Origin of the sequence: Enterocloster bolteae, from assembly GCF_002234575.2 — a bacterium.
Lineage (GTDB): Bacteria > Bacillota > Clostridia > Lachnospirales > Lachnospiraceae > Enterocloster > Enterocloster bolteae.
Window position 1 is genome coordinate 1,045,924 of record NZ_CP022464.2, and the last position, 14,775, is coordinate 1,060,698.

General features: G+C 50.6%; 12 protein-coding genes and 2 tRNA genes. 12 read left to right on the forward strand and 2 right to left on the reverse strand.

Annotation, left to right across the window (positions count from 1 at the left end; all coding sequences use genetic code 11):
* Position 1: 1 nt before the first annotated feature.
* The 10 genes from CGC65_RS04900 to CGC65_RS04950 all read left to right on the forward strand — a co-directional run bounded on the left by CGC65_RS04900 (position 2) and on the right by CGC65_RS04950 (position 9,434).
* Entirely contained in the window at positions 2–1,741 is a 1,740-nt protein-coding gene (locus CGC65_RS04900; RefSeq protein ID WP_002568038.1) for a lectin like domain-containing protein, read from the forward strand.
* Between the two features lie 41 nt (positions 1,742–1,782).
* On the forward strand, positions 1,783–2,382 hold the full coding sequence (gene rdgB, locus CGC65_RS04905) for an RdgB/HAM1 family non-canonical purine NTP pyrophosphatase (RefSeq protein ID WP_002568037.1): 600 nt from the start codon (positions 1,783–1,785) through the stop codon (positions 2,380–2,382).
* 19 nt (positions 2,383–2,401) lie between these two features.
* Positions 2,402–2,902: a metallophosphoesterase family protein gene (locus CGC65_RS04910; RefSeq protein WP_002568036.1), complete on the forward strand. Its 501-nt coding sequence runs from the start codon at positions 2,402–2,404 to the stop codon at positions 2,900–2,902.
* Between the two features lie 89 nt (positions 2,903–2,991).
* A tRNA-Pro gene (locus tag CGC65_RS04915) sits at positions 2,992–3,066 on the forward strand.
* 32 nt (positions 3,067–3,098) lie between these two features.
* Positions 3,099–3,169: transfer RNA gene (locus CGC65_RS04920), tRNA-Gly, on the forward strand.
* A 531-nt stretch (positions 3,170–3,700) separates the two neighbouring features.
* The gene (locus CGC65_RS04930; protein ID WP_002568035.1) at positions 3,701–5,590 is read left to right on the forward strand and encodes a BglG family transcription antiterminator; all 1,890 of its coding nucleotides are present in this window, start codon (positions 3,701–3,703) and stop codon (positions 5,588–5,590) included.
* A 1-nt stretch (position 5,591) separates the two neighbouring features.
* Positions 5,592–5,996: a PTS sugar transporter subunit IIA gene (locus CGC65_RS04935; RefSeq protein WP_002568034.1), complete on the forward strand. Its 405-nt coding sequence runs from the start codon at positions 5,592–5,594 to the stop codon at positions 5,994–5,996.
* Positions 5,997–6,076: 80 nt separating this feature from the next.
* Complete coding sequence (locus CGC65_RS04940; protein WP_002568033.1) at positions 6,077–6,553, forward strand: PTS sugar transporter subunit IIB; 477 nt, start codon at positions 6,077–6,079, stop codon at positions 6,551–6,553.
* A gap of 37 nt (positions 6,554–6,590) precedes the next feature.
* A complete protein-coding gene (locus CGC65_RS04945; protein ID WP_002568032.1) occupies positions 6,591–8,198 on the forward strand; it encodes a PTS system mannose/fructose/sorbose family transporter subunit IID in 1,608 nt (535 codons plus the stop codon).
* Positions 8,199–8,213: 15 nt separating this feature from the next.
* Positions 8,214–9,434, forward strand: coding sequence for a M24 family metallopeptidase (locus CGC65_RS04950; protein ID WP_002568031.1), 1,221 nt, complete (start codon positions 8,214–8,216; stop codon positions 9,432–9,434).
* 130 nt (positions 9,435–9,564) lie between these two features.
* Here the strand turns inward: CGC65_RS04950 and CGC65_RS32375 are convergent, their stop codons facing one another.
* Positions 9,565–10,149, reverse strand: a complete 585-nt coding sequence (locus tag CGC65_RS32375; protein ID WP_002568030.1) for a sugar O-acetyltransferase — start codon at positions 10,147–10,149, stop codon at positions 9,565–9,567.
* 79 nt (positions 10,150–10,228) lie between these two features.
* Entirely contained in the window at positions 10,229–12,091 is a 1,863-nt protein-coding gene (locus CGC65_RS04960) for a sigma-54-dependent transcriptional regulator (protein ID WP_002568029.1), read from the reverse strand.
* Positions 12,092–12,255: 164 nt separating this feature from the next.
* Between CGC65_RS04960 and CGC65_RS04965 the strand changes: the two genes are divergently transcribed.
* Positions 12,256–13,485 carry a four-carbon acid sugar kinase family protein gene (locus CGC65_RS04965; RefSeq protein WP_002568028.1) on the forward strand — a complete coding sequence of 410 codons (1,230 nt, stop codon included), beginning with the start codon at positions 12,256–12,258 and terminating at the stop codon, positions 13,483–13,485.
* 3 nt (positions 13,486–13,488) lie between these two features.
* Positions 13,489–14,766 carry a nickel-dependent lactate racemase gene (larA, locus tag CGC65_RS04970; protein ID WP_002568027.1) on the forward strand — a complete coding sequence of 426 codons (1,278 nt, stop codon included), beginning with the start codon at positions 13,489–13,491 and terminating at the stop codon, positions 14,764–14,766.
* Positions 14,767–14,775 lie beyond the last annotated feature (9 nt).

Below are 14,775 nucleotides of genomic sequence, written 5' to 3' on the forward strand. Positions count from 1 at the left end.
TATGGTTGTTGTATCAGATATAGTTAGAAATGGAATAAGGAAAAAAGCAGCAGCCCTGTTTCTGGCTGTTTCATTGTCTTTGGGAACAGCCGGGTGCGGCCAAGCCAACAATCCTGCTGAGACACAATCTCCGGGCAGGATTCAGGACCCGGACGGGACACAGGATACCGGCGGCATACAGAACCCGGGCGGGATACAGGACAGCGGCGGCATACAGAACCCGGGCGGGATACAGGACAGCGGCGGCATGCAGGAACCGGGCGGTACTAGGGACAGCGGCGGCATGCAGGAACCGGGAGGGACACAGGACAGCGGCGGCATACAGAACCCGGGCGGGACACAGGATAGCGGCGGCATACAGAATCCCGGCGGGACACAGGACAGCGGCAGCGGCCGGAACCCGGGCGGAACCGGAAATCCTTCCGGAGCAGGCGGTTTTGCGGCAGCAGGAGGGGACACATCAGAGAACGGAGAGAATGCCCAGGGAAGCAGCACAGGAAGCAGCACAACCGGTGTGTACCAGTGGAACAGGCTGGATACGGCCAATATAAAGCTTCCTTCTGCCTATGATTACCGAAAGACAGGCAGGGCGCCCCAGATTGGAAACCAGGGGTCCCTGGGAACCTGTTGGGCGTTTGCGTCCCTGACAGCCCTGGAATCATCCCTGCTTCCGGGAAAGTCCATGACATTTGCGGTAGACCATATGTCCATGCACAACAGTTTCCTCCTGGGACAGGACGAGGGAGGGGAGTATACCATGTCCATGGCCTATCTTCTGGCCTGGCAGGGACCGGTGCTGGAATCCCAGGACCCATATGGGGACGGAGTTTCGCCGGACGGCCTTGCGCCCAGCGTACATGTACAGGAGATTCAGGTCCTTCCCTCCAAGGATTACGAGGCCATTAAACGGGCCGTGTACCTGAGAGGCGGGGTACAGAGTTCCCTTTATACATCCATGAGGGATTACCAGAGCCAGTCTGTGTACTATAACAGAGAGACCAACTCCTATTGTTACATTGGAAACGAAAAGCCCAACCATGATTCTGTCATCGTGGGATGGGATGATAATTACTCCAGGGAAAATTTTAATCTGGACCTGGCAGGGGACGGCGCATTTATCTGTACCAACAGCTGGGGAGAGGATTTTGGTGACCAGGGATATTTTTATGTATCCTACTTTGACAGCAATATCGGTGTTCATAATATTGTATACACAGGTGTGGAGCCGGTGGACAATTATGACTACATTCACCAGAGTGATTTGTGCGGATGGGTGGGTCAGATTGGATACGGACAGGAGGAGGCCTGGTTTGCCAATGCCTACAGGGCGGATAAGGGAGAGAATCTGGCAGCCGCGGGTTTCTATGCAACGGACAAGAATACGGAGTACGAGCTTTATTTGGCCCGGAATCTGCCCGATGCAGGGGGCGGGGAAATGGAGCGTGCCCTGGATAGGCGGATGTTGCTGGCAAAGGGCAGGCTGGACAATGCCGGTTATTACACGATTCCGTTGGATAAAAAAATCCCCTTGGAGGACAACGAAAAGTTTGCTATAATAGTTAAAATAATAACGCCTGGCACCGTACATCCGGTGGCCATTGAATACGACGCAGGGGACGGCATTGCCCAGGTGGACTTAACAGACGGCGAAGGGTATCTGAGCCATGACGGAAAGGTGTGGGAACATGTGGAGGAAACACAGTCCTGCAACCTGTGCCTGAAGGCATATACAAAGAAATAAAAGCGGTTTATAAAAGGAACAGAAGGCAGAGGATTTTTGATATGGGACACAGAATCATATTTGCAACGGGAAATGAGGGAAAGATGCGGGAGATACGCCTTATATTGGCTGATTTGGGGCTTCCCATACTTTCCATGAAGGAAGCGGGCGCCGAACCGGAAATCGTGGAGAACGGTTCCACCTTTGGGGAGAATGCCGAGATTAAGGCAAGGGCTGTGTGGAATCTGACCGGGGATATTGTGCTGGCAGATGACTCCGGCCTGGAGGTGGATTATATCGGCGGGGAGCCCGGTATCTACTCTGCCCGGTATCTGGGAGAAGATACGCCCTATGCAGTTAAGAACCGGAGTATCATAGAGCGTCTTAAGGAGGCTGGGGGCCAGGAGCGCAGCGCCAGGTTTGTGTGCAATATCGCGGCCATGCTGCCGGACGGCCAGGTACTCCACACAGAGGCTGTGATGGAGGGGCTTATCGCCGGTGAGCCGGCTGGGGAGGGCGGTTTCGGGTATGATCCCATTCTCTATCTGCCTGAGTTCGGCAAGACATCCGCTGAAATCACCATGGACCAAAAGAATGAAATCAGCCACAGGGGGAAGGCATTAAGGGCCATGAAGGAAGCCCTGGAAGGTGTGCTTAAGTAAGAGATGGAGAGGACGAAGGATGAGGATATTAATTGTCAGTGACACCCACAGAAGGGATGAAAATCTAAAAGAGGTAATCCGGCGTACCGGACCGCTTGATATGCTGATTCATTTGGGAGACGCAGAGGGAAGTGAACATGCCATTGCCACCTGGGTCAATGAAGACTGCGATTTAGAGATAATTTTGGGAAACAATGACTTTTTCTCATGCCTGGATAAAGAGAAGGAACTGATGATTGGAAGGTATAAGACCCTTCTGACCCACGGACATTACTATAATGTCTCTGTGGGAGCTGAGTACCTGAAGCAGGAGGCCAGAGCCAGAGGTTTCGATATCGTTATGTTCGGGCATACCCACAGGCCCTTCTATGAGGTGGAGAAAAAAGAAGGGGATAAGGATTTGATTGTGCTGAATCCGGGAAGCCTGTCCTATCCCCGCCAGGACGGACATAAGCCCTCTTTCATGCTCATGGAGATTGACAAAGAGGGGGAGGCTCATTTTTCGCTGAATTTTCTGTAGAATTTTTGTTGACATTTGGGAAGGCATAGTATATAATAATCCTTGCGTCGAGAGACGGGATTGGATGACAGGTTATATTATGCCGGCGCCGGGGTGTGGCTCAGCTTGGCTAGAGCGCCTGGTTTGGGACCAGGAGGTCGCAGGTTCGAATCCTGTCACCCCGATTATAATTAAATAGATTGATTTCATATTTCATGCAGGTGTAGTTCAATGGTAGAACACTAGCCTTCCAAGCTAGATACGTGGGTTCGATTCCCATCACCTGCTCTATTTTTTTGTCTGGGAAGCCTTTTGTATCAGGGCTTCCTTTTTTCGTGCCGCCACCTTGTGCACATTCTATTATACACGGTTCCATTTCCCACTGAACTGATACCATCCGGGTTATCCCGCCCGCCTGGCCATCCCGGCTCACCCGCCCGGCCATCCCGGCTCACCCGCCCGGCCATCCCGGCTCACCCGCCCGGCCATCCCGGCTCACCCGCCCGGCCATCCCGGCCATCCCCGCTCACCATCCCGGCTATTCCGCCCGGCCATCTCAGCCATTCCGCCCATCCTGCCCGCCCCGCCCGGTTCCGGGCTGATTTTCCCCCACCTTATATTACAAAGGCTGTCGTGGTACAATAGGCAGATATTCACCGGAACATGAGATACAGGCACGTCATTATGTTCAAATGTATGTACAGTTTTGTCCACATGGTTCCGGTCAAATTAAGGAAACCGTAAAACTAACAATCCTCAGCTGCACTTGCTATAATCAAGCTATCAAAAGGCACCTGGGAGGTATGGAGAGGATAAGACGTGAATTCAAGACAGATTGCATTTCTGAGACTTTTGCTGGAACATGAAGAGTATCTGCCCGTGGGCTTCTACGCAGGGAGAATGGATGTATCGGACAAGACGCTGCGCAGAATGATTCACGGAGTTAATGAGATTCTGGCGTCCTATAACGGAGTCATTGAGAGCCGGCCCGGAACCGGAATCAGGCTTGAAATCAATGAGGAGGAGCGGGAAAGGCTGATGAATTCAGCTTATATGATGGAACTTATGGATTCCGGCGCATTATCCAGGTCCTGGAACCAATTGTCCAGAAGAATGGATATCGCCCTGAACCTTCTGCTCTATTCGGATGAGGCCACCTCGCTGTCCGGACTTGCCTACAAATATTATGTAAGCAAGAGCAGCATAGCCGGGGATCTGAAAGCCCTTGTGCCTTTTGCCGGAAAGCATGAATTGAGAATCATCCAGGGACATGGGGGGACATCGGTAGAGGGAACAGAGAGCTGTCTGCGCAAGGCCCTGGCGGAACTGCTGCTGTATATTCTGGACAATAATATAAATGCCAATACCAGAGGCAATCCGGCCGCCACAGGCATGTTTGAGTCGGAAACGCTGATGACGATTCTGGACATCTTTACGGAGGAAGACCTGAATTTTGTGGAAGGACTCATAAAACACATTGAGACGTCTGCCGGTTACAGGTTTGACGAGCGGGAATACATGGAATTTTCCGTGAACCTGCTAGTGATGATTTACAGGGTGAGAAATGGGTTTCTCATGGAGCCGGTCTTAAAAAGCAATTACCGGAAACAGGAGAGGGATCCCCTGGATGCCATTGCGTTTGAGCTGGCCTCCCGTCTGAGCGGTTCTTACCGGTATACGCTGTCTGTATCCGAAACTTCACATATTTATAATGTTCTGGCCGCCACCCATCTTGGGAATTTCCTGATGCAGAAGGAACTGCCGGAGGAAGAATCCAGGAAAACGGCAGTGGCCTTCGGTGAAGATTTTATTGATGCGTTTTCTGTGATTACAGGAATCAATCTGAGAACAAAATCAACATTTTATGTGAACGTGATATCCCATATTACGCTGATGCTGAACCGGGCTGCATCCAGCACCCCGGCCAGGAATCCAATCATAGACATACTGCTTGAAAATTATAAGGGTACCATCAATGTATGTCAGATTATATGCAGAATACTGACGGAAAAGTTCAGGCTGCCGGAGATAAGTTTTGATGAGATTTGTTATCTGATGCTGTACATTCAGGGCGAGCTGCTGGCTGATGAGGAGAAAATGGATGTGATACTGGTTTCCAACATGTCAAACAGCATCACCAATATCCTGAAGCATAAATTATCCCAGAATTATCCTCAATGGACTGTGGTGAGCAGTGACTACAATCATTTTCTGGAAATGTCCCAAAAACAATATGATTTGATTTTATCTACGGTGCCCCTGGGGAGCAGGGAACATGTGATACCCTATGCGCTTATCTCGCCTCTGCTGGATGAGAAGGACTGCTCGGCCATCAACAATCTGCTGAAATCATGCCGCCACAGGGAGGATTTGTATTTGCGGGAACTTATGAGAGCCAGGAATGACCTGTACGATATCGGATGTGCCGTAGAAGTGCGGAACCGGAAGCCGATGGAGATTCCTGTGACAGGATTTTTAAAGGTCACTGCATTAAAGGAAGTGGAGTTTGTCTATGTCCATAATGAGGCGGGCATTAACCGCTGTCAGTTTGTGACGGATTTGCTGCAAAAGAAGCTGGATAAAGTGATTATGGATATGTCCAATTGGGATTTTATGCTTTTTGCGTCGAAAATGGTCTATCTCATGGACAATTGCCCGGATTGGGCCATGACGGAATTCATACAGAATATCATTACGGAGGGGAGATAATATGTATAAAATCATTGTTTTCACACACGGTTCACTGGCCGAAAGCCTGGTAAGGACATCGCGGCTCATCCTGGGCAACCAGCCTGATATCGAGACTTACTGTGTGGAGCCGGGGTGCAATCTGGAGGAGATGAGAAACGGAGTGGAGCAATCCATCCGGCGCTCCAATGATTCAGGCCAGGAAGTCCTGGTGCTTACGGATCTGATGTACGGAACGCCGTTTAACACCATGATTCAGCTGGAGGAGGAATGTTCCTTTACACACATCACGGGTACCAACCTCCCTTTGCTGATAGAGGCCATCAACCGCCGTCTGCTGGACGGAAACAGCAGAAGTTTCGCAGGATTGGTGGACACGGCCAAGGAAGGGATTGTAGACAGCCACGTTCTGCTGCAGATGAGCTGACAAGCACGGGCTGATACAGACAAGCGCTGGCTGATACTGATAAGCGCAGACTGACACAGATAGGAAAGGAGCAAAAGCATATGAAAAACATTGTTTTGACAAGAATTGACGACAGGCTGATTCATGGCCAGGTAGTGACTGCCTGGATTAAGCAGTATCCAATCAATAAGATACTCATTATTGATGACGAGCTTTCCCAGAACCGGCTGATGGAGCGCATCTACAAGGCAGCGGCTCCCATGGGGGTGGAGGTGCTGATACAGTCGGTATCCGAAGCCCGGGAGTTCCTGAAGGAGGAGCCGGTGAAGGGAGAGAATTTTCTGATACTTGTGAAGGTTCCGGAAATCATAGAATCACTTCTCAAAGAGGGGATTGAAATAAAGAAGGTGATTCTGGGCGGCATGGGGGCCAAGAACGGCCGGAAGACCTTTAACAGGAATGTGTCGGCAAGCGGTGAGGAGGTTGAATGCTTTAAACGGATTGTGGAAGGGGGAGTGGAAATCTTTTATCAGCTGGTTCCGAATGATAAGGCCGTTAACATCAGAAGCCTGTTTTAGTGAAGCAGGCCAGAATTTGATTTGGAGGAGGTAGCATATGAGTATCTTAACAGCCACATTATTGTCATTGTTATACTTTTGGGGAAATAGTGCATTTGTTCTGGGTGTAAACTGGTGGACCGTCATGAGGCCCCTTGTTTCCGGCTTCCTGGCCGGCGTTATCCTGGGAGACCCTGTAAAGGGCGCCATGGTGGGAGCCCAGATTAACATTCTTTATCTGGGATTCATCGGAGCCGGCGGAGCCCTTCCCGGTGATATCTGTCTGGCCGGCGTGGTGGGCACCACCATTGCCATTACGGGCAATCTTCCTGTGGAGACAGCCATGGCTCTGGCAGTTCCTGTGGGACTGCTGGGAACCATCATATGGGTGGTGAAGATGACGGTCAATACGGCCTGGGTCCGGGTAGCGGAAAAAATGTCGGCAAAGGGGGACACCAGGTACTATTGGATACCCAATATCGTGCTGCCCCAGCTGCTGCTGTTTCTGATGTCCTTTATACCCTGTTTCCTGATGGTATATTTTGGGACAGATTATCTTAAGTCTGTCATCCAGTTTTTGGGAGAAAACATAGTGGGCGTCCTTACCACCATCGGCGGCATGCTTCCCGCAGTAGGTATTGCCCTGACCTTAAAATCCATATTTAAGGGTGAGTCCGTGGTATTCTTTTTCTTCGGGTTCCTTCTGGTCCAGTATTTTGGGCTGGATATGATATCTCTGGGATTTTCAGCTGTTGTATTCACCCTGATTTATATGCAGTTAAAAGGCCATAAGCTGAGCGCCATGGGCGGCAGCCTGTTTGGGGCAGAGGGAAATAATGAGAACAAGTATGTACTTTTGGACAAGAAGACAATACGCAAATCCTGGCTCCGGTGGATTATGTTCAATCAGGCTAACTATAATTATGAGAGGATGCAGGGAACCGGTTTCTGTCACGCCATGGTGCCTGTCATCAATAAACTCTACCCGGATAACCAAGGAAAACGCGCGGAACTGATGCAGAACCATATGCAGTTCTTTAACACGGAGCCTCAGTGGGGGGCCTGTATCATTGGCCTGACCGCTGCTCTGGAGGAAAAGAGGGCCCAGGGCTCTGAGGAGATTACAGGGGATACCATCACATCCATTAAATCCGGTCTTATGGGACCGCTGGCAGGCATCGGAGATACCATTGACGGAGGCGTGGTGACGCCGCTGCTCCTTACATTATTCATCGGCATTACCAATACAGGCAACATCATGGGGGTTATTGGCTACATTATAGTGGAAGCCCTGTTTATGTGGACCATATACTGGCAGTCCTACAAGCTGGGATATGAAAAGGGCAGCGATGCCATTGTAACCATTATGGAAAGCGGTCTGATTAACCAGCTCATACTGGGCGCATCCATTATGGGGTGCCTGGTGCTTGGCGGACTGGTAGGCAATTATGTGACCCTGGGATTAAAACTTATGGTCCCTGTGGGCGGAGGCGTCATGTTCAATATCCAGGAACAGCTGTTTGACGTGATTCTCCCGGGAGCGCTTCCGCTGCTGCTGACCCTTGGCACATACAAACTGGTAAAGAAGGGCTGGTCGTCTGTCAATATTATCATCCTGGTTGCGGTGGTTGGTCTGGCAGGCGGACTTTTAGGAATCTTTGCATAATCGTTAGGAGGAAATATGACACAGGAATACAAATCTTTTTCGCCGGAAGAATTCCGGCTCCACAATGAAAAGCTTCAGGCTGAGATGGAAAAGCAGGACATAGACATGCTTATGCTCTCCACTCCTGAAAATATATATTATTCCACCGGCTACCGCTCCTGGTATACATCCAGCCTTTTCAGGCCGGTATATGTGCTGGTGCCCAGGAAGGGGGATCCGGCTATTATACTGAGAATACTGGAGAAGACCACGGTACAGTATACCAGCTGGACCAGCCGCATCTACTGCTGGGGAACTGCCAGCAGAAACCTGGGGCCTCTGGAGGGGGAGGAGCCGATCAGCATCATTGACAGAATCATAAAGGAAATCCAGCCGGATACAGGGACCATTGGCCTGGAGGCAGGAGACGGCATGCAGTACTTCTGGTCCATGGAGCTGCTGAAGAAAATCATGGATTCCCAGCCGGACATCCGTTTCACGGATGGATCCCTGGCTATACAGAGAGCCAGGATGGTGAAAACGCCATGGGAAATTGAACGAATCCGCCATGTGTGCCGGATAACGGAACAAGCAATATTGGAAACAGGAAAGACTATTGTGGCGGGAGAGACAACGGAGAAGGACATATCCAAGGGCATTGCCATGCGCATGGCCCGGGGCGGAGTGGATAAAATATCGTATCTGACCGTTACCAGCGGTATTGACAAGTACTGCACATTCAATACATATGCCACAGACCGTGTGGTTCAGAAAGGTGAGTATGTTCTGGTGGATATCAGCGGCCACATTGACGGGTATGCGTCCGACCTTACCCGGGTGTTCTATCTGGGAACCGTGCCACGGGAGGAACGGGAAATGGCAACGACGGCCAGCGGCTGTGTGGCGGCGGCAAAGGAGGCCATGAAGCCGGGGGTTTCCATTGCTGAGATCAACCGCATCTGCGAGGGATACATCCGGGATTCCAGATTTGGGAAATTTCTGCTTCACTCCAGCGGACACTGCATCGGCCTCAACGTGGTGGAGTATCCCACTATACACGATGAAGCCAATGAAAAACTGAAGCCAGGCATGGTGTTTGCCGTGGAAAACGGAGTGTATCCCTATGACCTGGAAAAGGGAGTGGAGTCCATTTATCTGTCCTTTCGGATGGAGGATGAGGTGCTGGTGACAGAGGACGGCGCGGAATGGATAACCGGTCCGGGAGAGCCTGTGATTGAAGTGGGGGCAAACCACTGACAGGTGGCATGGAAATATGACATAAAATGCAGAATATAAAATACAGAATATAAAATACAGGGCGCCGGACAATCTTACTGTCCGGCGTCCTGTTGGTTTAATGCCCCCGGAATTTGTTTCATGCAGAAGGTTATCTGTTTTCCCTTCTGACCCGGCAGGGATTTCCGTATGCAACGGTATTGCTGGGAATATCTTTTGTAACCACACTCCCTGCCCCGATCACCACGTTGTCGCCAATGGTGACACCCGGCATAATAATGGCGCCTCCGCCAATCCAAACATTGTCCCCAATCACAACAGGAGCTGTCTGTGTCCTGCAGAACGCAAAGGAACCGTCCTGCTGCGGTACTCCAAACCGGTCCATTGCATTTGTGGGATGAAAGGCCGTATATATCTGCACATTAGGGGCAATGAGCGCATTGTTCCCGATACGTATCACATTATCATCTAAAAATGTGCAGTTCATATTGACTTCACAGTTGTTTCCAAAATAAATATTGTTGCCGTAGTCCGCAAAGAACGGCGCGGTGATCCAAAGGGCTTCCCCCCTTCCGCCTAACAGCTCATTTAAGATCTGATTCTTTTTCAGTGTATCCGCGGAATCCGTGCTGTTATAATCCCTTACCAAATCCTTTGCTCTGTGCCACTGTGTTAATAATTCTGCATCGCCGCAGTCATAGAGCTGTCCTGCCAGCATTTTTTCTCTTTCCGTCATGGCTCCTTACTCCTGTCTTTTCATCTGGTTTTATTATAACAGAGATAAAATAAAAAGGAAGCTCTGTAATGGTGCAGTTTTACCGGTTCAGATACCGCCACAAGGTAGTCCTGCTGATACCCAGCTTTTTTGCTGCTGCGGTCTGGTTGCCTTTGCAGGCATTCAGGACATAGTGCACGATATCCCGGTTCATCTCATCCAGAGACTGGCTGGTATCCAGGCAGAATGGGGAGGGATGGGAAACCGCCAGCCTGGAGTTTCCCGGAACGGCATCCGCGTCCTCTTTGGTGGAGCCGGAGCATGCATGGACCGGGAACGGAAATCCGGAAAACAGAACATTTTCCCTCTGGATTACTTCCTGTATGGTTTTTGCGCAGATGTAGGGGCCGTCTGTCCGTATGACGGCCTCCTTTAATATCCGCTTGAACTGGGTTCTGTTGTAAGGGTACTCGTATTGCTCCAAGAGCGCGGCCGCTTCATCGTCAACCCCCACCACCTGCCGCCCCAGTTCCTGGTTCAGGGTATTGATATAGAGACCGGCAGATGAGATGATGTCTTCCTTTTGTTCCCTCAGTGGTTTGATAGGCACCAGAATGCACCCCAGGGCATTGGTGTATTCAAAGACCACGTGGGGGGTGGCGCTTCCCGCGGTCTGGGTGCAGGAAAATATCAGATGGTTGCGCACATGCATGTTGGTGTCCAGTATGATGGAGAGCAGCTGCTTCTGCTTGGGCTTTTGCAATGAGTCCAGGTTGGAAATGTAGATGGTATTTCCGTTGTCCGTAAAGGGCGAGTTGTAATGTTTGGTGATGAAGTCCCAGCTTTTATCGCTGATAAGAGAGCAGTTGATGACGTAGAGCGGGTTGTCACACAAGGGGCTCTTTGCATAGTAGATATGAGCCACCCGGTCCTTTCCTGTGCCGATTTCCCCTGTTATCATAAGGCTCAGAGGGGACGGAGACGGAGCCGCATCCTCGGTATTGGTAAGGATTTCTCTGGCCAGCTCCGTATTGCTGTAAAAGCTGTCCATAAAGCTGTTCTCCGCAGCCTGCTTGTCCATGATGGTCACCCCGTATTTTGAGTAGGCCAGGGGAATCTCAGAGCGCATGATATGGAAGATGATGTAGGGGCTCAGGGTCTCATCCACCAGATGGGAGGTGATGGAGTACATCTGGTTGTTTACTGTAATAAAGAAGGAACGCTTCCGTCCGGTGCAGCATTGCTCCAGTTCATTCTGGAGCTTTGCCTGTATGGGGACCGCGATCTCATCCTCCAGCGTGGTGTAGATGCATTCGCCTGTCCGGGACAGCACCAGGAAGCGGTTGGCGCTGCTGTCTAAGAGCTGGTGCATAAGGGACAGGGAGTGGTATAAATCCCTGTGGGTCTGCCAGGTATAGACTGCCTGGTCAACAGCGGCTTTCAGGCTTTCCATGCTGGAGGTGAGAAGGATAGGGGTTATGCCGATCAGCTTGGCATAGTTGTAGGGCACCGTATCGCAAATGACGGTCTTGTAACCCTGCTCCTTTAGTTTGTCCAGAAGGGAGCTGGCTTCGGACGTGGTGTTGATGGAAAATATATCTGTAGGTATTTTAAGAACATTGCATATGCTTTTTGCAATGGTGGTCAGGGAACGGAATCCCAGGACCGCAAATTTTGTTTTTGTATTCTCCGCTGTTTTCAGGCAGAGAAGAACGTCATAATAATCAATTCCAATGTCAATCACAGGGATGGGCACGCCTTTCGCAATGCGGCTGGCGGTATTGGCCCTTGAGATGATGATATCATAGTTCCTGTAATGTTCCTTTGCCAGGGAAAGTCCTGTTTCCACATTGCCCAGCATGGCTGTCAGCTGGATATCATCCCTTTGGCCTGCGTACCGTTTCATTAATGTTACCAATCCCTTATAGGGAGCAATTCCAAGTATCCTGACTTTTTCACCCATTCTGCCTCCTCTGGAAAATACAGCTTCCGAATGTTGCAATTTTAAACATATTATACAACATTTTCCTTGAATTGAAAAGCCCCCCTATATTACAATAAACTATGGAGCTGATAGAGGAAACTAATATGTTTCAAAAGTGAACGATAAAGGAAAGTTGGGAGCCAATGGAAGAGAGATATCTGATTATTGCGGATGATTTTACAGGGGCAAATGATACGGGAGTGCAGTTAAAGAGGAGAGGATATCCGACGGAAGTCCTATTTGCGGGAAAACCGGTGGATTCACAAAAATCAATTGTGATTGATACGGAGAGCAGGAATGCCTTGCCCGGCCATGCCTATGAAATCGTGCGTCATTCATTAGAACAGGTGGATTTCGGACAGTTCCGCTACATAATAAAGAAAGTGGATTCCACTATGAGAGGAAATATTGCCCAGGAAATAAAGGCAGTGGATGATGCTTTTTGCCCGGAGCTTGTGGTGTTTGCCCCGGCCCTTCCCGCCTTGGGCAGGACCACTATGGACGGGGTGCAGTGTTTAAACGGTGTGGAAATCTGTAAGACAGAATTATCCAAGGACCCCAAGAATCCGGTAATGGAAGATAACCTGGTAAAGCTGCTGGGGCAGGTTTATGAGGAACCGGTGCTGTTAAAATACCTGCCGGACGTAAGAAGCCAGTCCTTTTCCCTTGACGGGGGCCGGATCTTTGTATGCGACGCTGAGTCGGATGATGACCTGAAACGGATCATTGCGGCAGTCAGGCAGGACGGGCGGCGGGCCCTGTATGTGGGGACGGCGGGAATGGCAGACAACATGATGGAACTGGAAAAGCCCACCCTTCCGTCCTTTGGCGTGGTGGCCAGCATCAGTTCGGTGGCCAATGAACAGATGCATTACTGTGAAAGGGCCGGATACGCCATGGTCAAGGTACCTGTGGCCCAGCTCATGACGGGAACAGCCCGGCCTGAGGAATACCGCGACATGGCTGTGGAATATTTAAAGAGCGGGAGAGATACCATCCTTCTTACAGATACGGCTTATGACCGGGAACTGATTGAGCTTTCCCAGGAAGTGGGAGAGAAAAGCGGGATGGATTTGACTGAGGTGGGGGATTATGTGCGCTCACTCATAGGCAGGATGGCCAAAGAGGTGCTGGACTCGGTTGAGGTATCGGGGGTATATCTCACCGGCGGGGATACGGCCCTGGGTATGCTCATGAACATCGGGGCGGACGGTTCCGAGATACTGGCTGAAATCCTGGTGGGCGTCCCGCTGGTAAGGGTTAAGGGCGGGGCCTGTGAGGGACTTAAACTGGTAACAAAGGCAGGAGCTTTCGGCACAGAGGATGCTGCGGCGTTTGCCATGAGGAAAATAAAAGAAAGAGGAGGAATATAACCCATGAGAGAATTTTTACTGCCTTATGGAAAGGAAACACTGAAAGCGGAAATTGAAGAGGAGCACCTGGCCGGTGTGCTTGTATCAGAACTCCATGATTACAAGGCACCCATGGAGGGAACCCAGCTGGTGCAGGAGGCGCTGGAGCATCCCATCGGGACTCCCAGGCTATGTGATATGGCCATTGACAAGAAAAAGATTGTGGTGATTTCGTCTGACCACACAAGACCTGTGCCCAGCCACATTATCATGCCTCTCATTCTGAAGGAAATCCGCAGGGGCAATCCGGATGCTGATATTACCATTCTTATTTCCACAGGACTTCACAGGGAGACGACCAGGGAGGAACTGGAGTCAAAGTTCGGCCCTGAGATTACGGAACATGAAACCATTATAGTCCATGACTGTGATGACACGGACAACATGGTTTATCTGGGCAAGCTGCCTTCAGGCGGAAATATGTACATTAACAGGCTGGCAGTGGAAGCGGACCTGCTGGTTGCGGAAGGGTTTATTGAGCCTCATTTCTTTGCCGGTTTCTCAGGCGGCAGAAAAAGCGTGCTTCCGGGCGTGGCCAGCCGTGAGACGGTTATGTATAACCACAACTCAGCTTTTATTGACGATCTGCATTCAAGGACCGGTATCATCGAGGGCAACCCCATCCACAATGACATGCTGTACGCAGCCAGGGTGGCGGGTCTGGACTTTATCGTCAATGTGGTGATTGATTCCGCCCATGACCCCATCTTTGCAGTGGCAGGGGACTGTGATCTGGCCCATCGTGCGGGCAGGGATTTCCTGGCTTCCAAGTGTCAGGTGGATGCTGTTCCCGCAGATATCGTAATATCCACAAACGGGGGCTATCCTCTGGACCAGAACATTTACCAGTCCGTAAAGGGCATGACGGCAGCAGAGGTGACGGTGAAGGAGGGCGGCGTTATCATTATGCTTTCCAAGGCAGCGGACGGCCACGGCGGCAAATATTTCCATGAGACCTTCCGGGATGAAAAGGATTTAAACCGTATGATGAAGACCTTCATGGACCGGAAACCGGAGGAAACCATCATAGACCAGTGGCAGTCGCAGATTTTTGCCAGGGTCATGTTAAAAGCCAGGATTGTGTTTGTATCTTCCTGCGATGATAAACTGGTGGAGGAGCTTCACATGATTCCGGCCCACACCATGGAGGAGGCCCTTAACAAGGCAAAGGCAATGGTGAATAAGGAAGATTACAAGGTAACGGTAATACCGGACGGCGTGTCTGTTATCGTAAGAGGATAAGAGGGGGAT

What these genes read in the sequence shown, in the direction of transcription:
- CGC65_RS04945 (WP_002568032.1), top strand. Translation starts at nt 6,591, where the DNA reads ATGAGTATCTTAACAGCCACATTATTGTCATTGTTATACTTTTGGGGA.
- CGC65_RS04940 (WP_002568033.1), top strand. Translation starts at nt 6,077, where the DNA reads ATGAAAAACATTGTTTTGACAAGAATTGACGACAGGCTGATTCATGGC.
- CGC65_RS04950 (WP_002568031.1), top strand. Translation starts at nt 8,214, where the DNA reads ATGACACAGGAATACAAATCTTTTTCGCCGGAAGAATTCCGGCTCCAC.
- CGC65_RS04935 (WP_002568034.1), top strand. Translation starts at nt 5,592, where the DNA reads ATGTATAAAATCATTGTTTTCACACACGGTTCACTGGCCGAAAGCCTG.
- CGC65_RS04965 (WP_002568028.1), top strand. Translation starts at nt 12,256, where the DNA reads ATGGAAGAGAGATATCTGATTATTGCGGATGATTTTACAGGGGCAAAT.
- CGC65_RS32375 (WP_002568030.1), bottom strand. Translation starts at nt 10,149, where the DNA reads ATGACGGAAAGAGAAAAAATGCTGGCAGGACAGCTCTATGACTGCGGC.
- rdgB (WP_002568037.1), top strand. Translation starts at nt 1,783, where the DNA reads ATGGGACACAGAATCATATTTGCAACGGGAAATGAGGGAAAGATGCGG.
- larA (WP_002568027.1), top strand. Translation starts at nt 13,489, where the DNA reads ATGAGAGAATTTTTACTGCCTTATGGAAAGGAAACACTGAAAGCGGAA.
- CGC65_RS04910 (WP_002568036.1), top strand. Translation starts at nt 2,402, where the DNA reads ATGAGGATATTAATTGTCAGTGACACCCACAGAAGGGATGAAAATCTA.
- CGC65_RS04960 (WP_002568029.1), bottom strand. Translation starts at nt 12,091, where the DNA reads ATGGGTGAAAAAGTCAGGATACTTGGAATTGCTCCCTATAAGGGATTG.
- CGC65_RS04900 (WP_002568038.1), top strand. Translation starts at nt 2, where the DNA reads ATGGTTGTTGTATCAGATATAGTTAGAAATGGAATAAGGAAAAAAGCA.